Consider the following 23,433-nt stretch of genomic DNA (forward strand, 5'->3'; position numbering starts at 1 on the left):
GGTCAATTGCAGCGATCCGCCACCGCCGCTACGTCGCTGTCCGGTAGGGCACATGGACCGGCGTGATGCCCTCGGCGCGCAGCACTACTTCCGCCGCCGCGCGCGCGTCTTCGCCGGCGTCGTGGTGATCGAACGAGAGCCCGAGATGCGCCTTGAGGCTGGCGAGCCCGTGTCCGCCATTGCCCTTCAGTTCGGGCCAGGCGATCCGGGCGACCTGGACGCTGTTGCGCCAGGACCAGCTCGGCGCCATGCGGCCGGCATTCGAGCAGGCGGCGGCGATGGCACCGCTGTCGAAATGCGAGTGCTGGTAGATGATCGCGCCGTCGAGCGCCGCCTGCAGAACCGGCAGCACCTCAACGAAGGTCGGCGCGCCGCGCACCTTGGCCGCCGTGATCCCGTGCAACCCGCTCCAGAGCCAGACCTCGGTTCTCGGGTCGATGAAGGTCACCCAGGTCTCGATCGAATGATCGTGGCGTACACAGGCGACGCCGATCTGGCAGATGCTGCCGCGATCATTGTTGGCCGTCTCGACGTCGAGCGCGAAAAAGCGGAAGGGTCCCTTCGGAAAGGGCGTCACGGCAGGGATCGAGACTGCCGCGAGCCGGCTTTCTTCGGTCAGGGACAAGGAAACGCTCCGGAATCGCGGGGACGGCAGCTTTGCGGGTTTCAAGATGCGATAGAGGCTGGCATGCGCCGGGTCAATTTTCGCAGGGCCTCGCGCGAGCCTTAAACGATCGCCCCTTTCATTGGAAAGAAAAGTGCCATATCTTTTCTATGGAAAGGAGAGGGTGATGCTCAAGCTGCAACCCGCCGCCCGGCCCGAGGCCGGACCGGTCCTCACCAAGGCGGCCATCCGCGCCGCCGACCAGCTACGCCTGACCGCGCGCGTTCTCGCCGCGATCCTCGGCGTCAGCGAGGCGACGGTGTCGCGCATGAAGCGCGGCGATTTCGCTCTCGCGCCCGGCACCAAGCCGTTCGAACTCGCCGTGCTCCTCGTCCGCCTGTTCCGCTCCCTCGATGCAATCGTCGGCGGTGACGGCGCGGTCGCGACAGCCTGGCTCGACAATCCGAATCTGGTCCTTGGCGGCCGGCCCGTCGAAAAACTGCAAACCGTGAGCGGGCTGGTCGATGTCATCGCCTATCTGGACGCGCGTCGCGCTCTCGTCTGAGTTCCGGTCGTTCGCCGGGCCGTGCTGGCGTCTGGTCGAGGCGCAGCATCGCGTCTCGACCCTGAAGCTGACCGATACGCTGGCCGAGCAGGCGCTGCTGGAAGAGCTGATCGAGGACGCCAAGCCGGCGATCCCGCCGGATTGCCGCCATCTCGATTTCCTGCTCGCAACACCGTTCCGCTATGGCGCGATCTATCCCTATGGCTCGCGTTTCCGCCGCGCCGGCCGCACGCTCGGCGTCTATTATGCCGCCGAGGATCCGAAGACGGCCGTGGCCGAGATGGCGTTCTACCGGCTGCTGTTCTTCGCCGAGTCGCCCGATACGCCCTGGCCGCGGGACGCGGCCGAATACACGGCGTTCTCCGCCGAGGTGGCGACGGAGCGATTGCTGGACCTGACCGTGCCGCCGCTCGCCGACGACGCCGGGATCTGGACCGACCGCGTCGACTATCAGGGCTGCCAGGCCTTCGCCGACGCGGCGCGCCAGGCCGAGGGCGAGGTGATCCGCTATCGCTCGGTGCGCGATCCGGCCGGCGGCAGCAATCTCGCCATCCTGCTCTGCCGCGCCTTTGCCCGTCTGGCGCCGATCGAACGCCAGACCTGGCGCATCCGCCTCAGCGCCAGCGGCGCCCAGGCGCTCTGCGAGTTTCCGCGCCAGGCGCTGGAATTCCCGCCGGCCGCGTTCGCGGCCGACCCCCGCATCGCCGGCGTCAATTGGGAGCGGGCTGGCGGCGCGGGCCGGCTGCGGTCGTGAGGCGGTAAAGCGAAGGCAGGCAAGACCCTCACCCAACCCTCTCCCGCTCGCGGGAGAGGGCCTTTTGGACGGTGCCCTTCATGAGTTCGGCACGCATGGGAGAGACGCAGGCGGGCTCCCTCTCCCGCGTGCGGGAGAGGGCTGGGGTGAGGGGCTTCCTTCCCCACTTTTACGCCGTCTGCACCTGGCGGCGTGTCAGCGGCGGGAAGGCGAGGGCGATCGCCACCGCGCCGAGCCCGACGATCGACGAGCCGATGAACAGCCACGCATAGTTCTGGAAGGTGTCGTAGATCCAGCCGCCGATCCACGGCCCGAGCGCCATGCCGATGCTCGACAGCATGGTGGCGGCACCCAGCACGGCGCCGAGGCTCTTTTGGCCGAAATAGTCATGCGCCAGCACGGCATAAAGCGGCATCACCCCGCCATAGGCGGCGCCGAAGACGAGCGCCAGCAGGTAGAACTGCTCGAGCTGGCTGACGACGCTGTAGGCGGCGATGACGACGGCCTGCGCCAGCAATCCCGCCACCAGCACCGGCTTGACGCCGATCCGGTCGGCGGCGACGCCGAGAAGCAGCCGCCCGCCAAGCCCGGCCAGCCCTTCCACGCTGTAGATGCTGACCGCCGCCATCGGCGAGATGCCGCAGACGATCGCATAGCTCACCATGTGGAAGATCGGCCCCGAATGGGCGGCGCAGCACGCGAAGAAGGTCAGCGCCAGGATCCAGAACTGCGGCGAGCGCAGCGTGTCCTGCATGGTCATGCCGCCCGTCTCGCCGGCTTCGGCAGCGGCGCCGGCCGGCGCGGTCGCGGGCGGACGCCGGATCAGCAGGGTCGTCGGCAGCAGGATCACCCAAGCCCCGATGCCGATCACCAGCATGGCGAAGCGCCAGTCATAGGCGGAGATCAGCCAGCGGGCGAAGGGCGAGATGGTCATCGGCGCCATGCCCATGCCGGCCGAGACCAGCGAGACGGCCAGGCCGCGGTGGGTGGTGAACCAGCCGGTCACGGCGGCGATCACCGGCGCGAAGAAGGCGCTGGAGGCGAGGCCGACGAGAATGCCGAAGGTGAGCTGGAAGGCGAGAAGCGACGTCGCCCGGCTCGCCAGCACCAGCGCCAGGCCGAGCAGCACCGTGCCGGCCAGCACGACGGCGCGCGGACCGAAGCGGTCGCTCAGCATGCCCCAGCCGATGCCGGCGACGCCCATGATCAGGAAATTCAGCGTCATCGCGCTCGATATGCCGGCGCGCGACCAGCCGGTGTCGACCGACAGCGGCTCCAGGAAAACGGCGAGCGAAAACATCGTGCCGACGGCGACGCAGCCCATCAGGGCGCCTGCGAAGACGACGAGCCAGCGGTTGAAATTGGTCATGCTGCGAACCCCTCCCGAAGGATTTCTGGCCGCGACCGGTTTCCGTGCGCCGCCGATGAAAGCATGACGAACGAGCCGACGCCGTTTCGACAGGCGCGTGAAGAATTTTGTCGGCTCGTTCGCGGAAGAGAGCAAGACCCTCACCCTCGCGGTTCCGCTCGACCATCATCCTGTGGTGCCCTGCAAGGCCGGGCCTCGAAGGAGGATCCAGGGTACGCTAGATTGCCTCCGCCCCCTTTTCTTCGGTGTCCGATCGGATAGGTTCCGATCGCTCTTCCGCTCCGCGAACCCATTGGCTAAAAGCATTTCATGACCCAGAACCTCTCCGCTCTCCTCCCGATCGTGAAAGCCGCGCCGGTTGTTCCGGTGCTGATCATCGAAGACGTCAAGACGGCCGTGCCGCTCGCGCGGGCGCTGGTCGCCGGCGGCCTGACGGCGCTCGAAGTGACGCTGCGCACGCCGGCGGCGCTCGATTGCATCCGCGCCATCAAGGGCGAGGTCGAGGGCGCCAATATCGGCGCCGGCACCATCCTCAATCCGAAGCAGTTCGACGAGGCCGTCGCGGTTGGTTCGAGCTTCCTCGTCAGCCCCGGGGCCAGCCCGAAGCTGATCGCGCATGCGGCGGGCTCGCCGGTGCCGCTGCTGCCGGGCGTCGCCACCGCCGGCGAGGCGATGTTCCTGCTCGAAGAGGGCTATGGCGCGGCAAAATTCTTCCCGGCCGAGCAGGCCGGCGGCGCGCCCTATCTGAAGGCGCTGTCGTCGCCGCTGCCGGGCCTGATGTTCTGCCCGACCGGCGGCGTCAGCCTGAAGAACGCGCAGAGCTACCTGTCGCTGCCGAACGTCATGTGCGTCGGCGGTTCGTGGGTGGCGCCCGCGAGCGCGATCGCGGCCGGCGACTGGGCGGCGATCACCACGCTGGCGCGCGAAGCCTTCGAGCTGCGCGCGGCCTGAGCCGATTTTCCTGATCGCCCCGCCGGTTCGCGGCGGGGCGAAGTCTTCGCCGGCAAACGATCCCGGCGCCCGTCTATCCCGAACGGAACGGCCCGGTCGAGCGCCGGCATCGCCGCCTGGCGCGCCCTGTTTCGGCCGCGCCGTCGCGCCGGAATGATTTCGATCTTCCAGACGGCATCTTGCCTTGTCGCGGTAGCCGGTGCTCACTACTTCCCCAATGCGTTTCGCACGGTCTCCATCATAGGGAAAAGTGAGATGATCGACGGCAAGAGCATTCTCGACCAGCTGCTCGGAGCGGCATCCGGAGCAGGCGGCGGCCAGGGGCAGGGCGGTCTCGGTGATCTCAGCCGGATGAGCGGCTCGCTCGGCAGCGGCGGCGGCCAGCCGGCCTCGTCCGATCCGGCCGGCGGCCTCGGCGACCTGCTGGGCGGCATGCTCGGCGGCGCGGGCGGCCAGGGCCAGGGCGGCGGCGGTGCCGGCGGGCTCGGCGACCTTCTCGGCGGCATCCTGGGCGGCGGTGGCAGCGGCCAGGCCGCCTCGACTGGTGGCGCGGGCGGCGGCCTCGGCGACGTGTTCGGCAAGGTCACGGAATACGCCAAGCAGAATCCCGGCCTCTCGACGGCGGCGGCCGGCGGCCTCGCCGCCGTGCTGTTCGGCGGCAAGGGCCCGAAGCTCAAGGCAGACGCGCTGACCCTGGGCGGCCTCGCCGCCATCGGCACGCTCGCCTACAAGGCCTACCAGCAATACAAGGTCAACAATCCGGATGCGCCGGCCGCTTCGGCGCCGCCGGTCGGCACCCCTGCAGCGTTGCCGCCGGCGGATTCCGCCTTCCATCCGGCCAATGCGCCGGGCGGCCCGGACGCCGTGGCGCTCTCGATCGTCTCGGCGATGATCGCCGCCGCAAAGGCGGACGGCACCATCGACGCCGACGAGAAGCAGAAGATCCTCGGCAAGCTCAGCGAAGGCGGCCTCACCGCCGACGAGCGCGATTTCCTGAACCGCGAGATGGCCGGCCCGCTCGACATCAACAAGGTGGTAGATTCGGCGACCGGGCCGGAGCACGCGATCCAGCTCTATGCGGCGTCGCTGCTGGCCATCAATCCCGACCATCCGGCCGAGCGCGGCTATCTCGACATGCTCGCCGCCCGTCTCGGCCTCGACGCCAATCTGAAGGCCTCGATCGAGCAGGCCGTCGCCGCCGCGGCGACGTAAGGCGGGGTCCAAGCTTAAAAAGAAGGGCGCGGAGCCGAGCGGTTCCGCGCCCCTCTCGTTTCAGGAAGCTGCCGCGGCCTCAGGCCGCCTTGATGTTCGCCTGCAGGAATTCGTCGATGCGGGCGATCGCCTTGCGGATGTTCTCGGTCGAGTTGGCGTAGGAGAGGCGGATATAGCCCTCGCCATAGACGCCGAAATCCGGGCCGCCGATGGTGGCGACGCCGGCCTGCTCCAAGAGCGCCGACGCCAGCGGCTTCGCCTTCCAGCCCGTCGCCTTGATGTTCGGGAAGGCGTAGAAGGCGCCCTTCGGCGTGGCGCAGGTGATGCCCTGGAGCTTGTTCATCTCCTCGACCACGACGGCGCGGCGGCGGTCGAACTCGGCGACCATCGCATGCACCGCATCCTGCGGGCCGGTCAGCGCCGCGAGGCCGGCGAACTGCGCCGGGGCGTTGACGCAGGACCAGCAGTTGACGGCGAGCTTGCGCACCTTGTCGACCAGCGCCGTCGGCCAGACCGAATAGCCCATGCGCCAGCCGGTCATGGCATAGGTCTTGGACCAGCCGTCGAGCAGGATGACGCGATCGCGGATCTCCGGGTAGGAGAGCAGCGAGGTGTGCTCCAGCCCGTCATAGATCATCTGGCCGTAGATCTCGTCCGACAGGATCGCGACATTGGGCCACTTGGCGAGGCCGGCGACCAGCTTGTCGATCTCGCTCTTCGGCGTGACGCCGCCGGTCGGGTTGGCGGGCGAGTTCAGGATGATCAGCCGGGTCTTCGGCGTGATCAGCGCCAGCGTCTCCTCGGCCGAGAAGGCGAAGCCGTTCTCTTCGCGGATCGGCACCGGGATCGGGGTGGCGCCGGTGAACTCGATCATCGAGCGATAGATCGGGAAGCCGGGATCCGGATAGAGGATGTCGGCGCCCGCCTCGCCGAACATCAGGATCGCCGCGAACATCGTCACCTTGCCGCCCGGGACCACCACGACATTGTCGGGCGAGACCGGCGCGCCGGTGCGCTTCTGAACGTCGGCGGCGACGGCCTCGCGCAGCGGCAGGATGCCGGTCGCCGGCGTATAGCCGTGCTCGCCGTCGCGCAGCGCCTTCACCGCCGCCTCGACGATGTGTTCCGGCGTCTTGAAGTCGGGCTGGCCGATGCCGAGATTGATGATGTCGCGGCCCTGGCGGGCGAGGTCGGTGGCGCGCGCGAGAACCGCGAAGGCGTTCTCCTCGCCGATGCGCTCGAAATTGGCGACTGTCTGGAACATTTCTGGCCTCCCGGGCTATCTCTTTGCGGGGTCTGATTTTGTTGACGGCCGCGACGAGACGGCCATTGATTTCGTATGATGTTTCAGCGCATCCTCAGGGCAAAATCAAACCTGATTTTCCGGGAGCCTCTTACCATGTCGTCCACCACGCCGCGCAAGCTTCGTTCTCAAGCCTGGTTCGATAATCCGGACAATCCGGGCATGACCGCGCTCTACATGGAGCGCTATCTGAACTATGGCCTGACGCGCAAGGAACTGCAGTCGGGCAAGCCGATCATCGGCATCGCCCAGACCGGCTCCGACCTGTCGCCGTGCAACCGCCACCACCTGGTGCTGGCCGAACGCGTGCGCGAGGGCGTGCGCGAGGCCGGCGGCCTCGTCATGGAATTCCCGGTCCATCCGATCCAGGAGACGGGCAAGCGTCCGGGCGCGGCGCTCGACCGCAACCTCGCCTATCTCGGCCTGGTGGAGCTCCTCTACGGCTACCCGCTGGACGGCGTCGTGCTGACGATCGGCTGCGACAAGACCACCCCGGCCTGCCTGATGGCCGCCGCCACCGTCAACATCCCGGCGATCGCGCTGTCGGTCGGCCCGATGCTGAACGGCTGGTACAAGGGCGAGCGCACCGGCTCCGGCACCATCGTCTGGAAGCAGCGCGAGCGCCTCGCCGCCGGCGAGATCGACTATGAAGAGTTCATGGAGATCGTGGCCTCGTCGGCGCCGTCGACCGGCTACTGCAACACCATGGGCACGGCGACGACGATGAACTCGCTCGCCGAGGCGCTCGGCATGCAGCTCCCCGGCTCGGCCGCGATCCCCGCGCCGTACCGCGAGCGCCAGCAGATCGCCTACGAGACCGGCAAGCGCGCCGTCGAGATGGTCTGGGAAGACCTGAAGCCGTCCGACATCATCACCCGCGAGGCGATCGAGAACGCCATCGTCGTCAACTCGGCGATCGGCGGCTCGACCAATGCGCCGATCCACATCAACGCCATCGCCCGCCACATCGGCGTCGAAGTCTCCGTCGATGACTGGCAGACCGTCGGCCACAAGGTGCCGCTGCTCGTCAACCTGCAGCCCGCCGGCAAGTATCTCGGCGAGGACTACCAGCATGCCGGCGGCGTGCCGGCCGTCGTCAACGAGCTGATGAAGCACGGCCTCATCCATGAGAATGCGATGACCGTCAACGGCAAGACGATGGGCGACAACTGCCGCAACGCCGAGATCGAGCTGCCGGACGTCATCCGCACCTTCGAGACGGCGCTGGTGCAGGACGCCGGCTTCATCGTGCTGCGCGGCAACCTGTTCGACAGCGCCATCATGAAGACCAGCGTGATCTCGAAGGAGTTCCGCGACCGCTACCTGTCGAACCCGAACGATCCCGAGGCCTTCGAAGGCCGCGCCATCGTGTTCGAGGGTCCGGAGGACTACCACCACCGCCTCGACGATCCGTCGCTCGAGATCGACGAGAACTGCATCCTGTTCATCCGCGGCACCGGCCCGATCGGCTATCCGGGCGCGGCCGAGGTCGTGAACATGCAGCCGCCGGCAGCCCTCATCAAGCGCGGCATCCTCTCGCTGCCCTGCATCGGCGACGGCCGCCAGTCGGGCACGTCGGGTTCGCCGTCGATCCTGAACGCCTCGCCGGAAGCCGCCGCCGGCGGCGGCCTGGCGCTGCTGAAGACGGGCGACCGCGTCCGCGTCGACCTGAACAAGGGCTCGGCCAACATCCTGATCTCGGACGAGGAGCTGGCGACCCGCCGCGCGGCCTTGAACGCTGCCGGCGGCTTCCCGATCCCGCCGAGCCAGACGCCGTGGCAGGAAATCCAGCGCGCGCTGACCGACCAGCTCGCCGACGGCATGGTCCTGAAGCCCGCGGTCAAGTACCAGAAGGTCCACCAGACCTACGGCGTGCCGCGCGACAACCACTAAGCGTCGGCGGAAGGCCCCGGCTTTCCGGCCGTTTCGAGAATTGCATGACCGGCCCTCGTGGCCGGTCATGTCGTTTCTGGGTTCGTTTGCTGGCAGCGTCCCGCGTCCCACCCTCGCCGTCATCCCGGACGCAGCGCAGCGAAGATCCGGGATCCGTTCGGCGATGGCATCCGGTGTCCTGCACGACAAGCCTGCCGCTGCATGGATCCCTGCTTTCGCAGGGATGACGGGCCGAGGATGACGATGGCCCCGGTAGTTGGCCGGGCGGGGTCGGCGTCTCCAGGGCGCGAGGAACCGGTGAGGCGGGATTCCATCCCGGCGATACTTGTCCTAGTCTCGGCATTCCCCATCCAGCGGAGGCCCCTTTGCAGCATCTTCGTATTTCGCCGGAAGGCATCAGCTCGTTGTTCTGGATCGTGCCGGAAGACAAGCCCGCCTATGCCATCGAGCCGGACGACCTCGACCTCTCCGAGGAACTGCTCGACCGGATCGAGGTCTGGAACGACGTGTTCGACGCCCTGTTCGATTCGGACGATCCGAAGGCCTCGCAGTTTCCGACGCCGCAGGCCGAGGCGGCCTGGCGGGCCGAGGGCCGTGCCCTCGCCGACGCGATCCGCGAGGAACTCGGCGACGAATGGGAAGTCGAGGCGCGCTTCTGAGGCGCGAGGGGGAAGGGATGAGCAAGCTCAACCGGGCCTGGCACGAGGCGCATCCGATGCCGCCCAATCCGACGCTCGACCAGCGCATCGCCTGGCATCTCGACCATAGCGCCCATTGCGGCTGCCGGCCGATCCCCCGACTCATTCTCGAGGAACTGGCGCGGCGCGGCATCGAGCCGCCCGCGCCGGCGGCCTGAGGCGCGCTCCATCCTTTCCGGCTTCCGCGCCAGCGCGTTGCCGGATCGCGTTTTCCGCTCGAACCGCTCTTCACCTCGCCCGAAAACCTTCTAGGATCGCTGCGACTGAAGATGAGGATCGACATGACATCGTTATCGGAGCGGCGCGCCGCCTTTCGCAGGCTGCATGAGGGCGGCTGCTTCGTCATCCCCAATCCGTGGGACATCGGCAGCGCGCGTCTGCTCGCCGGGCTCGATTTCAAGGCGCTGGCCACTACCTCGGGCGGCTTCGCCTTCAGCCGCGGCCTGCCGGACGGCGCCGTGTCGCGCGACGTGATGCTGGCGCATGTCGCCGAGATCGTCGAGGCGACGGAACTGCCGGTCAACGCCGATTTCGGCAATGCCTTCGCCGACGATGCCGAGGGCGTCGCCACCAATGTCGCCCTCTGCGTCGATGCCGGCGTCGCTGGCCTCTCGGTCGAGGACATGGCGTCCGATCGTTCGCTCTATGGCTTCGATCATGCCGTCGAGCGGATCCGCGCCGCCCGCGCCGCCATCGATGCGTCACGCCAGGACGTGCTTTTGACCGCGCGCAGCGAGGCGCTCCTGGTCGGCCATCCCGGAGGGCTGGACGAGGCCTGCCGGCGCATCGCCGCCTTTGCCGAGGTCGGCGCCGACGTGCTGTTCGTGCCGGGCAAGCTCGACGCCGCCGCCACCGCCGCCGTGCTTGCCGCTGCCGGCGGCAAGCCGGTCAACGCCATCGCGCTCGATCCCGCCCAGCCGATCGCCGAGATCGCGGCGCGGGGCGTGCGCCGCGTCTCGCTCGCGACCGGCCTTGCCCGCGCCGCCTATGGCGGCTTCCTGCGGCTGGCGCGCGAGGTGGTGGCCGCCGGCACGCTGACGGAGCTCGCCCATGCCGAGCCGGGCGCCGAGCTGAACCGCATCTTCGCTCCCTTCGCCAGAGGCTGATATCGTGACATCGAACGGAACGCTGCCCGTCGGCATCGAACTCGACCCGACGCCGGGACCAAGGCCCGGCCGCGTGACGCTCGCGGGGCGTTTCGTCACCATCGTGCCGTTCGACCTCGCCGCGCATGGCCGCGACATCTACGAGGCGTCGAGCGGGCCGGAGAACGAGGGGCTCTGGCCCTATCTCTGGCAGGGTCCCTTCGCCGACTACGAGAGCTTCGCCGCCTATTACGCCGAGGCGGCGAAGAAGGACGATCCACTGCTCTTCGCCATTCTCGACCGCGCCACCGGCCGCGCCGTCGGCCATGCGGCGCTGATGCGGATCGTGCCGAACGACCGGGCCGTCGAGGTCGGCAACATCCTCTATACGCCGCCGCTGCAGCGCACGATCGGCGCCACCGAGGCGATGTATCTGCTGGCGCGCCATGTCTTCGACGATCTCGGCTATCGCCGCTACGAGTGGAAGTGCAACGACCTGAATGCGCCGTCGCGGCGCGCCGCCAGGCGCTACGGCTTCGCCTATGAGGGCACCTTCCGCCAGCACATGATCGTCAAGGGCCGCAACCGCGACACCGCCTGGTTCGCCATGCTCGATAGCGACTGGCCGCGCGTGAAGGCCGCCTTCGAGGTGTGGCTCGATCCCGCCAATTTCGACGCCGAGGGCCGGCAGAAGTCGAGCCTCGACGCGTCGCTGCCGGAGGCATCGACCTAGCCGCCTCGCCATCCGGCAGCCATCCAGTTTTCGGCCTGTGGATTGAGGAATTCCACCGGCCGCAATCCATGACATAGAACGGGAGGAATTTCATGACGGGACGTCTCAAGGGCAAGCGCGCCTTTCTCACCGCGGCCGGCGCCGGCATCGGGCACGCCACCGCGCTCGCCTTCGCGGCCGAGGGCGCCTATGTCATCGCCACGGACCTGAAGCCGGAGGGGATGGCCGACCTGAAGGCGGCCGGCGTCGCCGAGGTTCATGCGCTCGACGTGCGCTCGACGGCGGCGGTCGACGCTTTGGCCAAGCAGGTCGGCCCGGTCGACGTGCTCTTCAACTGCGCCGGCTTCGTCCATCACGGCACGGTGCTCTCCACCTCGGACGAGGACTGGGATTTCTCCTTCGACATCAACGTCAAGGCGATGCACCGCACGATCCGCGCCTTCCTGCCGGGCATGCTGGCGAAGGGCGAGGGCTCGATCATCAACATCTCGTCGGGCGCGAGCTCGGTGCGCGGCATCCCGAACCGCTATGCCTATGGCGCCTCGAAGGCGGCCGTGGTCGGCCTGACCAAGGCGGTCGCGGCAGACTATATCCGCCAGGGCATCCGCGCCAATTCGATCGCGCCGGGCACGATCCAGTCGCCGTCGCTCGACAGCCGCATCGCCGAGCAGGCGGAGAAGCAGGGCAAGACGGTGGAGGAAATCCGCCAGCAGTTCATCGACCGCCAGCCGATGGGCCGCCTCGGCACGGCCGAGGAGATCGCGTCGCTGGCGATCTACCTGGCGTCCGATGAGTCGCGCTACACGACCGGCCAGGTCTACCTCTCCGACGGTGGTTTCGCGCTGTAAGGGGGCGTGAGCGTCGTGAAGACCCTCACCCCGGCCCTCTCCCGCGCGCGGGAGAGGGGGGCGCCTGCGCGGGTTGCCGCAATGGCTCGCCGGCTATGAAAGGCGCTGCCCCAAAGCCCTTGCCCGCTCGCGGGAAAGGGTTGGGTGAGGGCCTTGCCCTGAGGCGAAGCGGGAGGGGCGATCCCTCCCGCGTATTCGCGAGGCCCGAAGGCCTTACTTCTTCTTCCAGCCGGTGAACGGCGTCTCGACGACCGGGCTCAGCGGCGGCTTGCCGTCGAGCCAGGCGGTGAGATTATCGATCACGCGCTGGCCCATGGCGTTGCGCGTATAGACCGAAGCCGAGCCGACATGCGGCAGCAGGACGACGTTCTCGAGCGCGATCAGCTCGGCCGGAACCTGCGGCTCCTTCTCGAACACGTCGAGGCCGGCGGCGAGGATCCGCTTCTCCTGCAGCGCCTTGATCAGTTCCGGCTCGTCGACGACGGTGCCGCGGCCGATGTTGATCAGGACGCCGTTCGGGCCCAGTGCGTCGAGCACGGCGCGGTTGATCGCCTTCTCTGTCGAGGCGCCGCCCGGCAGCACGGAGAGCAGCGTGTCGACCTCCTTCGCCATCTCGGTCAGGTCGGCGTAGTACTCGTAGGAAACGTCATCGGCCGGCCGGCGGTTGTGGTAGACGACCTTGACGTCGAAGGCCTCGAGGCGGCGGGCGATCGCCTTGCCGATGCGGCCGAGGCCGACAATGCCGACGGTGCGGTCGCGCAGCGAGCTGCTGAGCGGATAATTGCCGGAGGGCCACTTGCCGGCGCGTAGGTAGCGCTCGGACGCGGAAAGCTCGCGCACCGTCATCAGCAGCAGGCCGAGCGCCGTGTCGGCGACTTCCTCGGTCAGCACGTCCGGCGTGTTGGTGACGATGATGCCCTTGGTGCCGGCGTATTTGGCGTCGACGAGGTCGTAACCGACGCCGAAGGAGGCAATGACTTCCAGCGCCGGGAGCTTGTCGATCAGCGCCGCGTCGACAGCGCCGCCCACGGCGACGGCCTGGATGCGGGGCGCGACTTCGGCCAGAAGCGCGGCCGGATCCTTGGCGTCGTAGAGACGATGCACGGTAAACTTGGCGTCGAGCGCATCGTTGACGTTCTTTTGCATGCGGCCGGGCATGAGCAGTTCGGGCCGGGACATGGAGGCTCCTTGGGGCTGGCTGGGTGCGGTCCCCGGTTGGCGCATCGCCGGGACCGGATTCGTGTGATCGGTAACATGATTTGCGCGATCGATTCCGGCAAGTCTTCGCCGACAATCCGATCCGGCGGTGTTTCCTCGCGGGAATGGCGGTAGTTTGCCTTGTCCTGAAACCGCTTACCACTCTAATCTGCGAATGAAATCAAATGCAAACACCCAGGGAGGGGTTGCAGGCATGTCGAACCGCACCGTTGGCTTCATCGGGCTTGGATTCATGGGCGAGGGGATGGCCACCAATCTCGTCACCAAGGGCAATCCGCTGCTCGTGATGGCCAATCGACGCCGCGAGGCGGTCGAGCGGCTGCTGGCGCTCGGCGCCAGCGAGGTGAAGACCCCGGCCGAGATGGCGCGCGGCGCCGACGTGATCTTCCTCTGCGTCACCGGCTCCCGCGATGTCGAGCAGGTGATCGAGGGCAAGGACGGCATCCTCGCCGGCGCGCGCAAGGGCCTGATCGTCGTCGACTGCTCGACCGCCGAGCCGACCTCGACGCTTCGCCTCGCCGGCCGCATGGAGGCGCAGGGCGTGACGCTGGTCGACGCGCCGCTCGGCGGCACGCCGGCGAATGCCGCCGCCGGCACGCTGCAGGCGCTGGTCGGCGCCTCCGACGAGGTGTTCGCCTCGCTGGAGCCGCTGATCGCCTGCTGGGCGGCGACGATCGTCCATGTCGGCCCGGTCGGCGCCGGCCACAAGATGAAGCTGCTCAACAACTTCCTGTCGCTCGGCTATGCCGCGCTCTATTCCGAGGCGCTGGCGCTTGGCCAGAAGGTAGGCATCACGCCCGATACGTTCCATTCGGTGATCAGCAAGGGCCGCATGCGCTGCGGCTTCTACGACACCTTCATGAACTACGTGATCGACCGCAACGAGAATGCGCACCCCTTCACCATCTCCAATGCCTACAAGGACCTGCGCTACCTGGCGCTGATGGCGGATTCGGTCGGCGCGGTGAACACGCTGGGTGAATCGGTGAAGAACAATTTCGCCGCCATGGCCGCTTCCGGCCAGGCCGAGAAGTTCGTGCCGATGATCTCCGACTTCATCGCCGCCCAGAACGGCACCAAGCTGAAGGGCTGAACGTTTCCCGCGGGCGGGACACAGGAAAGACCCTCACCCCAACCCTCCCCCGCGCGCGGGAGAGGGGGCTTGGCTTCGGATGCGAGAAGGGGCGCGGGCTCTCCTTCACCTCTCCCATGGGGAGAGGTCGGAGCGAAGCTCCGGGTGAGGGGTTGCCATCTCTCGGGTGAGGCCTGAACCCCTCACCCGCCGGCCTGCGGCCGTCGACCTCTCCCCATGGGAGAGGCGAAGTCGTTGCGCCTCGGTGAAGCTGGAAACTCCTTCTCGTCCGTGAAGTGCCATCTCCCGAAACTTCGCGGGCGAAATTGGCGTAGAATGGTCGGGCCCGGAGAGAGGGCGGCCGTATCGACCGCGTGCCGGGCCGGCGGAGGCCGGCCATGTCTGCGATACCGCATGAGGATGCTCCCCGACGACGCCTGCTGATCTATCGTCACCGCCTGGTGGTACGGATCACGCACTGGATCAACGTGCTCTGCATCGCCGTGCTGCTGATGAGCGGCATGCAGATCTTCAACGCCCATCCGGCGCTCTATGTCGGCCAGCGCTCGCAGTTCGACCATCCCGTGCTCGCCATGGGCGCGGCGGACGACGGCGGCGCCCAGCCGGTCGGCGTCACCACCATCCTCGGCCATGATTTCACCACCACCGGCGTGCTCGGCGTATCGCGCGAGCATGGCGAACTGGTCGAGCGCGGCTTTCCGAGCTGGGCGACGCTGCCGAGCTACCAGGATCTCGCCACCGGCCGGCGCTGGCACTTCTTTTTCGCCTGGCTGTTCGTCGCCAACGGCCTCGTCTATCTCGCCTGGAGCCTGACGTCGGGCCATCTGCGCGAACTGGTGCCGAGCGGCGAACAACTCCGCCATATCGGCCGCTCGATCTGGGAGCATCTTCGGCTTCGCTTCCCCAGGGGGGACGAGGCGCGCCATTACAACGTGCTGCAGAAGCTCGCCTATTTCGGCATCGTCGTCATCGTGCTGCCGCTTCTGGTGCTGGCGGGGCTCACCATGTCGCCCGGGATCGACGCGGCCTTTCCCTGGCTGGTCGAGCTATTCGGCGGGCGGCAGACGGCGCGCACGATTCATTTCATCTGCGCCACGCTGGTGATGCTCTTCGTCGTCGTCCATGTCGTGATGGTGCTGGTCTCCGGCCTCTTCAACAATCTGCGCTCGATGATCACCGGCAATTACGCGATCGATCCCGAGGAGAAGCCCGATGCGCATTGAGAGCGGTTTCGATCGTCGGGGCTTCCTCAAGCGGGCGCTGGTGCTGGGCGGCGCGCTGCTGCTTTCCGGCTGCGACCAGCTTTCCGGCTCCGAGAGCTTCCGCCGCCTGCTGTTCCGCGCCGAGACGCTGACGCGCACGGCGCAGCGCGCCCTTCTCGGTCCCGACGCGCTGGCGCATGAATATTCCGAGGCCGACATCTCGCCCGATTTCCGCGCCAATGGCAGCACCGATCCGCAGGACGCGGACTATCTGGCGCTCGCCGCCGACAATTTCCGGAACTGGAAACTGAAGCTCGGCGGCCTGGTCGAGCGGCCGATGGAATGGTCGCTCGACGAGCTGCGGGCCTTGCCCTCGCGCACCCAGATCACCCGGCACGATTGCGTCGAGGGCTGGAGCTGCATCGGCAAATGGAAGGGCGTCCCGCTGAAGGTCCTGCTCGATCAGGCCGGGGTGAAGCCCGGAGCGCGCTACATCGTCTTCTATTGCGCCGACACGCTCGACGAGACTCTGACCGGCGGCGCCAAATATTACGAGAGCCTCGGTCTCGAGGACGCGAACCACGCCCAGACCATCCTCGCCTATGAGATGAACGGCGAGACCCTGCCGGTGCCGCATGGCGCGCCGCTGCGGCTGCGGGTCGAGCGCCAGCTCGGTTACAAGATGGCGAAATACGTCATGCGCATCGAGGCGGCCGCCGATTTCGCCGATATCGACGGCGGCCAGGGCGGCTTTTGGGAAGACCGCGGCTACGAATGGTATGCGGGGATTTGAGGATTTTATTGAAGAGAGCCCTCGCCCCGGCCCTCTCCCGCGCGCGGGAGAGGGGGATCGCCTAAGTTCGCGCAGGCGACGCTCCCGATCGATGAAGGTCGCCGGCCAAAACCCTCGCCCGCTTGCGGAAGAGGGCAGGGTGAGGGCCTTGCTTCGCCTATCGCGCCGGGCGCGGGGCGGCGAGGATCAGCTTCGCCGCGCCGTTGACGACGAAGGTGCCGACGACGATGAACACCGTCAGGCAGAGGAAGGCGCCGAACAGGCCGAGCTGGTCGCCCAGGAAGCCGAGCGCCAGCACCGGCAGCGCGTTGGCGAGATAGCCGGTGATGTAGAAGGTAGACACCCAGGTCGCGCGCCGGTCGGCCGGCGCGATCCGGTTGACCACGCCGGCGGCGCCGACGAAGGCGGCACCATAGCCGATGCCGCTGCCGACCGTGCCGAGCACGAACAGGAGCGGCGAGGTGATCCAGATCGCCAGTGCGCAGGCGAGGATGGCGAGCGCGATCAGCGTGGTGCCGAGCACCATGGCGCGGTTCGAATCGAGCCGCTGGCTGGCGAGCTGGCTGATGCCGGCGACGAGCTGGAAGGCGGCGACGATGACGCCGGACGCCGCCTGGCTGTGAACCTCAAGCAGTTCATGCACGAAGGTGACGCCGAGCCCGGCGAAGGTCGAGCCGACCGCCCAGGCGATGATCAGCGCGCCGGCGGCGACCGCGAAGGCCGTGTAGCGCCCGGCGGGCACGTCGTCGGCGGCGGTCGCCTCGCGGGGGTCGGTGATGCGCGGCGCCGGCTGCCACGACGCGGTGGCGAGGCCGAGAATGGCGATCAGCGCCAGCGCGGCGATCAGCACGAAGGGCAGGTGCAGCGGCCAGGCGTCGAAATGGAGCGCGGCCGAACTGATCATCGGGCCGAGCGCGCAGCCGCCGGTGAAGACGGCGGTGGCGAGCACGGCGTTGGCGCGGGCATCCGCCTTCGGGTCGAGCTCGATCAGCGCGGCATTGGCGATGCCGGTGAGGCCGCCCGTGCCGGCGCCGGCGAGCAGGCGGCCGAGCATCAGCGTCGGGAGATTGCCGGCGAAGCCGAAGATCAGCGCGCCGGCGATCACCACGCCGAGCGAGAGGATGATCAGCAGCCGCCGATCCGGGAGGCGATCCGACAGGCGGCCGAGCACCAGCAGGGCTATCAGCGTGCCGAAGGCGTAGATCGCGAAGATGAAGGCGACGGTGAAGGCGCCGAGCGACCACATCATCCGGTAGCTCGTATAGAGCGGCGACGCGGCGGTGCTGTTCAGCAGCGCGACCGAGATGGCGAGGGCGACGAAGAAGCGCGCCTGGCGGTTGGCGGGAAGGGCCATGGGGAAATCCGGGGGAAGGCACGTGCTGGGCCGCCGGCCTTCGGGGAGGCGGCTCGTTCTCTTAGAGCAGTTCCGGGCTGCATGGAAACACCGAACTGGCCCGGTTGCCTGACGACCCGCGTTTTCTTGTCGCGCGCGCCCCGTCGCTGGCGGAAGCGCTTTCACGCTCCCGTCGCGTCAGCCGTCCAGCACGTCGATCGGCTGCTGGCGCTCCGGCGCCTTCACCCGCTCGCGATAGAGCAGGTAGAGCCCGCTCGCGATGATGATGGCGGCGCCGACCAGGGTGCGCGGCTCCGGCACGTCGCCGAAGAAGACATAGCCGAGCAGGATCATCCAGATCAGGCCCGTATACATGAAGGGCGCCAGCACCGGTACGGCGGTCATGTGATGGGCGCGCACCAGGCACCAGTGGCCGGCGAAGGCAAGCGCGCCGGTCAGGAACAGGCAGAGCGCGACGAGGATCGTCGGCGGCACGGCCATGACCGGCAGCGACACCGGCGAGAGCACCAGCATCGGGATCAGCGCCGAATAGAGCAGCAGGCCGGCGCTGCTCTCGGTCCGGGTCATGAGCCGGGTCGAGAGGATGTAGAAGGCGTTGGAGCAGGCGGCGGCGAGCGACAGGAAGATCGCCGGCTTCAGCGCCCCGAAGCCCGGCATGGTGATGACGAGCACGCCGGCGAAGCCGACCAGGATCGCCGCCCAGCGGCGTGGCCCGGCCCATTCGCCGAGCAGCGGCCCGGCCAGCGCCGCCGTGATGAAGGGCGCCGAGAAGCCGATCGACATGGTCATGTCGAGCGGCAGCTCATGGATCGCCAGGAAATTGAAGATCGTCGAGCCGGCGAGGAACATGCCGCGCAGGAACTGCATCACTGGCCGGCGGGTCTTGTAGAGGGCGATGGCGCGCCAGGGCTGGAACACCAGCGCGGCGAGTACGACCTGCACCAGGAAGCGGAGCCACACCACCTCCATCACCGGCACGAACTGGCCGGCGAACTTGGCGCAGGCGTCCGTGCAGGAAAACAGCAGCATGGCGAGGCAATAGAGAGCGATGCCGCGCAGGCGCAGCGTGGCCTCCGCATCGGCGGTCGGCAACGGGGGAGACATCCGGACTCCGCGAAGTCGGTCGGGAGATGATGCCCCGGGGAGGGCAGGCGCTATCGACGATCGGCCCCCGCCACTCAACCAGATCGCGCCGCCCGGCTCAAGCAAGGACTTGCCGAAGTCGGGGTTTGCCCAGACCGGGACCTCGCGCGCCAAAGCTGGCACACCGCGTCGGCGAAGACTTCGTTTAGGCGACGACTTCGGGCTTCTCGGCGACGTCCGGCTGCGCTTCCGCCTCGGCCGCCGCTTCCGGCTCGTCGATGACGTCGTCCTCGTCGTCCTCGGCGATGGCGGAGAGGTTGCGCTCGATCTGGCGCAGCAGCTTGCGCAGCCGCTTGACGTCCTTGTCGTCGAGCCCGGCCAGCGCCTCCTTCTCGAGGCGCTTCCAGCCCTTGTCGATGCCGAGGATGGCGTCGCGGCCCTGTTCGGTCAGGTAGACATGCGCCTGGCGCCCGTCCCCGGCCGAGGCCCGGCGCTCGACATAGCCCTGCGCGGCGAGGCGGCTCACCATCTTGGTGACGGTGGGCGGCTGCACGGCGAGGGATTGCGCCAGCTGGCTCATCGAGAGCCCGTCCTGCTCGGAAAGCGTCTTCAAGACGCTGTCCTGACCCGGATGAAGCCCCATCCGCGTCAGATGGCTACCTGAACGCCCGCGAGCGGCACGCGCTGTCTGGGCGAGGCGGAAGGTGATCGTTTTGCGGTGGTTAAAGGCCATGATCTTCCGCATAACCGGTGAACGTGTCGGGTTGATGACACGGCAAACGAAACGACCCGAAATCAGCGCTGGAGGCGCAATCCGACCGTGACCGTGGTGGTCGGATAGTCGCCTCCCGGCGTGGCACTCTTGTAGTATTCCTGCTGGAAACGGCCGACAACCCAGGCCGAGCGATTGATCTTCCAGGTGACGCCGAAGCCGGCTTCGTAGGTTGCGTCGGCGGCGTTGATTCCCTCGTATTTCTGGTACTGGTAGCCGAGGTCGGCATCGAGCGTCAGGTTGCGCCGCAGCGCGTGCTGCGCCTTCAGGCCGATGTCGTAGACGATCGAGCCGGCCGAACTCGGATCCGTCGTCGGATCGACATAGGTGGCGGCGCGCAGCGTGAAGTTGGTCAGCTCCGTCGGCGCCCACAGCACAGTCGATGGTCATGGCGTTCAGCGGCTTGAACGCGTCGTCGTCATAGCTTTCGTGATGCCAGCCGAGGGCGAGCTCGCCCTTCAGCACCGGATCGGCCGAATAGGCGATGCCGCCGCGCAGCGTGATGCCCTGGCTGGCGCGGTTGAAGCCGTTCGAATCGATCTTCTGGCGGAAGCTGCGATCCGACACCTCGGCCTCGACGAAGGGCGTGAAGGCCGGCGTGACCTCGTAGCCGACGCGGGTGGCGGCGCTCACCCAGGTGTTGTCGCGGTCGCCCTGCGGGATGATCTCGCCATTGGCGCCCTTGCCGTCCTCGTAGCCGGTATAGGTCACGCCGGAGCGCAGCTGCAGCGCGACCCGGCCGACCGTGCCGTCCAGCGTCGCGCCGGCATTGTAGGTGTTGACGCCGGGCGGGTTCTCGACGCCGGCGGGATAGTCGAGGCTGGAGAGCGACTGCGTCTGGTAATTGTAGTTGGCGCGCAGCCGCAGCGCCCAGTCGCGCGGCAGGTCGAGGCGCGCTGTCGCCTCGGCATTGATGTCCGGCTGCGGCGCCACCGAGCCGTCCGAGAAATAATCGAGATTGCCGTGGAAGGCGAAGCCGAGCGCGTGCCGGCTCCAGTCGGACTTGACGATCAGGTCCGGCACCACGGTGAGAACGCCGGAGGGGCCGCCGGTCGAGGATCCGGCCGCGTTCGATGTATAGCCGCCGCGCAGCTCGACCGAGGGCAGGACGACGAAGCTGCCGAGACGGATGCCGAGCGGATCATAGCTCGAGGCGTCGAGCGCATCGGCCGTGCGGGCGCGCGGCCGCGTCGGCTGCTCGTCCTCCTCGGCGATGGTGGGCGTGATCCGCTCGGTGCGCACGGCGCGGCTCGTCGAAAGCGGCTCGTCGCGGCCGGTGCCGGGCGTCTCGGTCGGCAGCGTCAGGTCGACCGAGGCCTGGCCGTCGCTGCCGCGCAGGCTGCCGAAGGCGTCGGTGTCGTCGAGCAGGTCGACCGGCAGGGGGGTGTCCTCGGCCCGCGCGACCGTCGTCGAAGCGAGCGCCGAAACGAGCGCCGCCGACAGGAAGAGCCGGGCCGGGAATTGCATTGCCGCTTGCCGTGACCTTTGCGCATGAACGGACAGCGTCCGGCGAGCCGGACACTATGGTTTCCGAACCGTAAACGGCCTTGGTTAAGAGAAGGTTGTCAGGGCCTCGTTGCCGCACAGCGTTTTACGGCGGCGCGGCCCGGCTGGGCATGCTAAAAGCCGCCCAACCAACGGACGCGGAGTGAACGATGCCGGCTGCGGGCAATAGAGGCGAAGATTTGGCGGCGATCGATCTCGCGGAACAGTCGGTCGCCTCGGCGCTCCGGACGCTCGGAAGCGAGCGCGCCGGCCTCGACGCCCTTGCCGCCGCCTTCGCCGGTCCGCTCGCGGCGCCCTTCGCCGAAGTCGTCGAGATGATCCGCGCCCATGGCGGCCGCGTCGTCGTCACCGGCGTCGGCAAGAGCGGCCATGTCGGCGTCAAGATCGCCGCGACGCTCGCCTCGACCGGCACGCCGGCCTTCTTCGTCCATGCCGCCGAGGCGAGCCATGGCGATCTCGGCATGGTCGGCCGCGACGACATCATCCTGGCGCTGTCCTGGTCGGGCGAGACGGCGGAGCTGCGCGCCGTGGTCGAATATGCGAGCCGCTTCCGCACGCCGCTGATCGCCGTCACCTCGAACGCCGAGAGCACGCTCGGTCGCCAGGCGAGCCATGTGCTGGCGCTACCCAAGGCCGAGGAGGCTTGTCCGCACGGCCTGGCGCCGACGACCTCGGCGGTGATGCAATTGGCGCTCGGCGACGCGCTCGCCATCGCGCTCTTGGAGACGCGCGGCTTCACGGCGCAGGATTTCCGCCTGTTCCACCCTGGCGGCAAGCTCGGCGCCAGCCTGCATTTCGTCCGCGACATCATGCACAAGGGCGCGTCGATGCCGGTCGCGCATTCGGGCGCGCCGATGACCGAGGCGATCGTGACGATGACGGCGAAGGGGCTCGGCTGCCTCGGTGTCGTCGACGGCGACGGCGCGCTGATCGGCATGATCACCGACGGCGATCTGCGCCGGCATATCGGGCCCGACCTGCTGTCGCGCACCGTCGACCAGGTGATGACCCGCTCGCCGAAGACGATCCAGCCGGACATGCTGGTGGGCGCGGCGATCGACCGGCTGAACGGCGCCAAGATCACCGTGCTGTTCGTCGTCGAGGGCGAGAAGCCAGTCGGCGTGCTGCACATGCACGACCTGTTGCGCATCGGCGTCGCCTAGGGAAGCAAGACCCTCTCTTCACCTCTCCCATGGGGAGAGGTCGGAGCGAAGCTCCGGGTGAGGGGTTGGGGCTAACGCGGAGAGGACTGTACCCCTCACCCGCCGGCCTGCGGCCGTCGACCTCTCCCTCAGGGAGAGGTGAAGACCACCAGCCGGCGTCCGTTCCTCACACCCAGCCGAGCAGTTCGCGGCGGACGAGGTGCTCGATCAGCGCCATGCCTTCCGGGCTGTCGTTCAGGCAGGGAAGGGCGGCGAAATGCTCGCCGCCATTGTGCCTGAAGATCTCGGCGTTCTCGCCGGCGATCTCCTCCAGCGTCTCGACGCAATCGGCCGAGAAGCCGGGCATGACGACGGCGATGCGCTTGACGCCCGCCTTTGCCAGCGCCTCGACGGTCTTGTCGGTATAGGGCTGCAGCCACTCCGCCTTGCCGAAGCGCGACTGGAAGGTGGCGCGCAGCTTGTCCTGCGGCCAGCCAAGCTGCTCGCGCAGCAGCCGGGCCGTCTTCAGGCAATGGCAGTGATAGGGGTCGCCGAGCGTCAGGTTGCGCTTCGGCAGGCCGTGGAACGAGGCGAGCACGATCTCGGGCTCGAAATCGAGCGCGGCGATCGAGCGTTCGACCGAGGTGGCGAGCGCGGCGATATAGACCGGGTCGTCGTGATAGGCCGGCAGCGTGCGCACGGCCGGCTGCCAGCGCATCGTCTTCAGCTTGTCGAACGCCTTGTCGTTGGCGGTCGCGGTGGTCGTCGCCGAATATTGCGGATAGAGCGGCGCGATCAGGATCCTGTCGCAGCCGGCGCGCTGCAGCCCGTCGATCTTCTCGGCGATCGAGGGCGTGCCGTAGCGCATACCCCAGTCGACGACGATCCTGCCATTGCCGGCGAGGGCGGCGGAGAGCTTCTCCGACTGCGAGCGGGTGATGGTCCGGAGCGGCGATTCGTTGCGCTCGTTGTTCCAGATCGAGGCGTAGTTCTTGCCGGATTTCTGCGGTCGCGTCGTCAGGATGACGCCGTTCAAGAGCGGCCACCAGATCAGCTTCGGCACCTCGATGACGCGCGGATCCGACAGGAACTCCTTCAGATAGCGCCGCATCGACCAGTAGTCGGTCGCATCCGGGGTCCCGAGATTGAGAAGGAGGACGCCGATCCGGCCGCCGGTGATCGGCGGATGGTCGGCGGGCTTGGCCGCGGGCGCGGCGATATCGGCGATCTGGCTGGTCATCGTGCCGGAACTTAG

At 68.0% G+C, this 23,433-nt stretch carries 22 protein-coding genes; 14 read left to right on the forward strand and 8 right to left on the reverse strand.

Annotated features, from left to right (window positions below):
* Positions 1-28 precede the first annotated feature (28 nt).
* Positions 29-625, reverse strand: coding sequence for an exonuclease domain-containing protein (locus tag WFK98_RS26675; RefSeq protein ID WP_266341234.1), 597 nt, complete (start codon positions 623-625; stop codon positions 29-31).
* A 166-nt stretch (positions 626-791) separates the two neighbouring features.
* On the opposite strand from WFK98_RS26675, the gene WFK98_RS26680 reads away from it, so the two are divergent.
* Both WFK98_RS26680 and WFK98_RS26685 read left to right on the forward strand, forming a co-directional pair.
* Complete coding sequence (locus WFK98_RS26680) at positions 792-1,169, forward strand: antitoxin Xre/MbcA/ParS toxin-binding domain-containing protein (protein WP_266341235.1); 378 nt, start codon at positions 792-794, stop codon at positions 1,167-1,169.
* Positions 1,129-1,923, forward strand: a complete 795-nt coding sequence (locus WFK98_RS26685) for an RES family NAD+ phosphorylase (RefSeq protein WP_336802429.1) — start codon at positions 1,129-1,131, stop codon at positions 1,921-1,923. The genes WFK98_RS26680 and WFK98_RS26685 overlap by 41 nt, the downstream gene beginning before the upstream one ends.
* Before the next feature lie 169 nt (positions 1,924-2,092).
* On the opposite strand, the gene WFK98_RS26690 is transcribed toward WFK98_RS26685, so the two are convergent.
* On the reverse strand, positions 2,093-3,292 hold the full coding sequence (locus WFK98_RS26690) for an MFS transporter (RefSeq protein ID WP_336802430.1): 1,200 nt from the start codon (positions 3,290-3,292) through the stop codon (positions 2,093-2,095).
* Positions 3,293-3,601: 309 nt separating this feature from the next.
* On the opposite strand from WFK98_RS26690, the gene WFK98_RS26695 reads away from it, so the two are divergent.
* Positions 3,602-4,243, forward strand: coding sequence for a 2-dehydro-3-deoxy-phosphogluconate aldolase (locus WFK98_RS26695; protein WP_336802431.1), 642 nt, complete (start codon positions 3,602-3,604; stop codon positions 4,241-4,243).
* A 255-nt stretch (positions 4,244-4,498) separates the two neighbouring features.
* Positions 4,499-5,455 carry a tellurite resistance TerB family protein gene (locus tag WFK98_RS26700; RefSeq protein WP_336802432.1) on the forward strand — a complete coding sequence of 319 codons (957 nt, stop codon included), beginning with the start codon at positions 4,499-4,501 and terminating at the stop codon, positions 5,453-5,455.
* A 79-nt stretch (positions 5,456-5,534) separates the two neighbouring features.
* Here the strand turns inward: WFK98_RS26700 and WFK98_RS26705 are convergent, their stop codons facing one another.
* Positions 5,535-6,719, reverse strand: coding sequence for a pyridoxal phosphate-dependent aminotransferase (locus tag WFK98_RS26705; protein ID WP_336802433.1), 1,185 nt, complete (start codon positions 6,717-6,719; stop codon positions 5,535-5,537).
* Between the two features lie 135 nt (positions 6,720-6,854).
* Here WFK98_RS26705 and WFK98_RS26710 point away from each other — a divergent pair, with 135 nt between their 5' ends.
* From WFK98_RS26710 to WFK98_RS26735, 6 genes are all read left to right on the forward strand, one after another.
* The gene (locus tag WFK98_RS26710) at positions 6,855-8,651 is read left to right on the forward strand and encodes an IlvD/Edd family dehydratase (RefSeq protein WP_336802434.1); all 1,797 of its coding nucleotides are present in this window, start codon (positions 6,855-6,857) and stop codon (positions 8,649-8,651) included.
* 365 nt (positions 8,652-9,016) lie between these two features.
* A complete protein-coding gene (locus WFK98_RS26715) occupies positions 9,017-9,310 on the forward strand; it encodes a hypothetical protein (protein WP_266341242.1) in 294 nt (97 codons plus the stop codon).
* 17 nt (positions 9,311-9,327) lie between these two features.
* Entirely contained in the window at positions 9,328-9,507 is a 180-nt protein-coding gene (locus WFK98_RS26720) for a hypothetical protein (protein ID WP_266341243.1), read from the forward strand.
* Positions 9,508-9,630: 123 nt separating this feature from the next.
* Positions 9,631-10,455, forward strand: coding sequence for an isocitrate lyase/PEP mutase family protein (locus WFK98_RS26725; protein ID WP_336802435.1), 825 nt, complete (start codon positions 9,631-9,633; stop codon positions 10,453-10,455).
* 4 nt (positions 10,456-10,459) lie between these two features.
* Entirely contained in the window at positions 10,460-11,167 is a 708-nt protein-coding gene (locus tag WFK98_RS26730) for a GNAT family N-acetyltransferase (RefSeq protein WP_336802436.1), read from the forward strand.
* 92 nt (positions 11,168-11,259) lie between these two features.
* A complete protein-coding gene (locus tag WFK98_RS26735; RefSeq protein WP_336802437.1) occupies positions 11,260-12,015 on the forward strand; it encodes an SDR family oxidoreductase in 756 nt (251 codons plus the stop codon).
* A gap of 213 nt (positions 12,016-12,228) precedes the next feature.
* On the opposite strand, the gene WFK98_RS26740 is transcribed toward WFK98_RS26735, so the two are convergent.
* Positions 12,229-13,194 carry a 2-hydroxyacid dehydrogenase gene (locus WFK98_RS26740; RefSeq protein WP_336802438.1) on the reverse strand — a complete coding sequence of 322 codons (966 nt, stop codon included), beginning with the start codon at positions 13,192-13,194 and terminating at the stop codon, positions 12,229-12,231.
* A 232-nt stretch (positions 13,195-13,426) separates the two neighbouring features.
* Between WFK98_RS26740 and WFK98_RS26745 the strand changes: the two genes are divergently transcribed.
* The 3 genes from WFK98_RS26745 to WFK98_RS26755 all read left to right on the forward strand — a co-directional run bounded on the left by WFK98_RS26745 (position 13,427) and on the right by WFK98_RS26755 (position 16,321).
* Positions 13,427-14,326 (forward strand): NAD(P)-dependent oxidoreductase, encoded by a 900-nt coding sequence (locus WFK98_RS26745; protein ID WP_336802439.1) that lies wholly within the window; start codon positions 13,427-13,429, stop codon positions 14,324-14,326.
* A gap of 377 nt (positions 14,327-14,703) precedes the next feature.
* Positions 14,704-15,549, forward strand: a complete 846-nt coding sequence (locus tag WFK98_RS26750; RefSeq protein WP_336802440.1) for a cytochrome b/b6 domain-containing protein — start codon at positions 14,704-14,706, stop codon at positions 15,547-15,549.
* Positions 15,539-16,321: a molybdopterin-binding protein gene (locus tag WFK98_RS26755; RefSeq protein ID WP_336802441.1), complete on the forward strand. Its 783-nt coding sequence runs from the start codon at positions 15,539-15,541 to the stop codon at positions 16,319-16,321. The genes WFK98_RS26750 and WFK98_RS26755 overlap by 11 nt, the downstream gene beginning before the upstream one ends.
* Positions 16,322-16,478: 157 nt before the next feature.
* Here the strand turns inward: WFK98_RS26755 and WFK98_RS26760 are convergent, their stop codons facing one another.
* The 3 genes from WFK98_RS26760 to WFK98_RS26770 form a co-directional block, all read right to left on the reverse strand.
* On the reverse strand, positions 16,479-17,675 hold the full coding sequence (locus WFK98_RS26760; protein WP_336802442.1) for an MFS transporter: 1,197 nt from the start codon (positions 17,673-17,675) through the stop codon (positions 16,479-16,481).
* A 177-nt stretch (positions 17,676-17,852) separates the two neighbouring features.
* Entirely contained in the window at positions 17,853-18,779 is a 927-nt protein-coding gene (locus tag WFK98_RS26765; RefSeq protein WP_266341252.1) for a DMT family transporter, read from the reverse strand.
* A 184-nt stretch (positions 18,780-18,963) separates the two neighbouring features.
* Positions 18,964-20,997, reverse strand: coding sequence for an outer membrane beta-barrel protein (locus WFK98_RS26770; protein WP_336802443.1), 2,034 nt, complete (start codon positions 20,995-20,997; stop codon positions 18,964-18,966).
* Between the two features lie 188 nt (positions 20,998-21,185).
* Between WFK98_RS26770 and WFK98_RS26775 the strand changes: the two genes are divergently transcribed.
* Entirely contained in the window at positions 21,186-22,199 is a 1,014-nt protein-coding gene (locus WFK98_RS26775) for a KpsF/GutQ family sugar-phosphate isomerase (protein ID WP_336802444.1), read from the forward strand.
* 166 nt (positions 22,200-22,365) lie between these two features.
* On the opposite strand, the gene hemH is transcribed toward WFK98_RS26775, so the two are convergent.
* A complete protein-coding gene (gene hemH / locus WFK98_RS26780) occupies positions 22,366-23,418 on the reverse strand; it encodes a ferrochelatase (protein WP_336802445.1) in 1,053 nt (350 codons plus the stop codon).
* Positions 23,419-23,433: the final 15 nt, after the last annotated feature.

This window comes from Kaistia sp. MMO-174, from assembly GCF_037147815.1.
Taxonomy (GTDB): Bacteria; Pseudomonadota; Alphaproteobacteria; order Rhizobiales; family Kaistiaceae; genus Kaistia; species Kaistia nematophila.

Coding starts and splice junctions, on each gene's coding strand:
- WFK98_RS26680 (WP_266341235.1), top strand. CDS start 792: ATGCTCAAGCTGCAACCCGCCGCCCGGCCCGAGGCCGGACCGGTCCTC.
- WFK98_RS26685 (WP_336802429.1), top strand. CDS start 1,129: ATGTCATCGCCTATCTGGACGCGCGTCGCGCTCTCGTCTGAGTTCCGG.
- WFK98_RS26690 (WP_336802430.1), bottom strand. CDS start 3,292: ATGACCAATTTCAACCGCTGGCTCGTCGTCTTCGCAGGCGCCCTGATG.
- WFK98_RS26695 (WP_336802431.1), top strand. CDS start 3,602: ATGACCCAGAACCTCTCCGCTCTCCTCCCGATCGTGAAAGCCGCGCCG.
- WFK98_RS26700 (WP_336802432.1), top strand. CDS start 4,499: ATGATCGACGGCAAGAGCATTCTCGACCAGCTGCTCGGAGCGGCATCC.
- WFK98_RS26705 (WP_336802433.1), bottom strand. CDS start 6,719: ATGTTCCAGACAGTCGCCAATTTCGAGCGCATCGGCGAGGAGAACGCC.
- WFK98_RS26710 (WP_336802434.1), top strand. CDS start 6,855: ATGTCGTCCACCACGCCGCGCAAGCTTCGTTCTCAAGCCTGGTTCGAT.
- WFK98_RS26720 (WP_266341243.1), top strand. CDS start 9,328: ATGAGCAAGCTCAACCGGGCCTGGCACGAGGCGCATCCGATGCCGCCC.
- WFK98_RS26725 (WP_336802435.1), top strand. CDS start 9,631: ATGACATCGTTATCGGAGCGGCGCGCCGCCTTTCGCAGGCTGCATGAG.
- WFK98_RS26735 (WP_336802437.1), top strand. CDS start 11,260: ATGACGGGACGTCTCAAGGGCAAGCGCGCCTTTCTCACCGCGGCCGGC.
- WFK98_RS26740 (WP_336802438.1), bottom strand. CDS start 13,194: ATGTCCCGGCCCGAACTGCTCATGCCCGGCCGCATGCAAAAGAACGTC.
- WFK98_RS26745 (WP_336802439.1), top strand. CDS start 13,427: ATGTCGAACCGCACCGTTGGCTTCATCGGGCTTGGATTCATGGGCGAG.
- WFK98_RS26750 (WP_336802440.1), top strand. CDS start 14,704: ATGTCTGCGATACCGCATGAGGATGCTCCCCGACGACGCCTGCTGATC.
- WFK98_RS26755 (WP_336802441.1), top strand. CDS start 15,539: ATGCGCATTGAGAGCGGTTTCGATCGTCGGGGCTTCCTCAAGCGGGCG.
- WFK98_RS26760 (WP_336802442.1), bottom strand. CDS start 17,675: ATGGCCCTTCCCGCCAACCGCCAGGCGCGCTTCTTCGTCGCCCTCGCC.
- WFK98_RS26765 (WP_266341252.1), bottom strand. CDS start 18,779: ATGTCTCCCCCGTTGCCGACCGCCGATGCGGAGGCCACGCTGCGCCTG.
- WFK98_RS26770 (WP_336802443.1), bottom strand. CDS start 20,997: ATGCAATTCCCGGCCCGGCTCTTCCTGTCGGCGGCGCTCGTTTCGGCG.
- WFK98_RS26775 (WP_336802444.1), top strand. CDS start 21,186: ATGCCGGCTGCGGGCAATAGAGGCGAAGATTTGGCGGCGATCGATCTC.
- hemH (WP_336802445.1), bottom strand. CDS start 23,418: ATGACCAGCCAGATCGCCGATATCGCCGCGCCCGCGGCCAAGCCCGCC.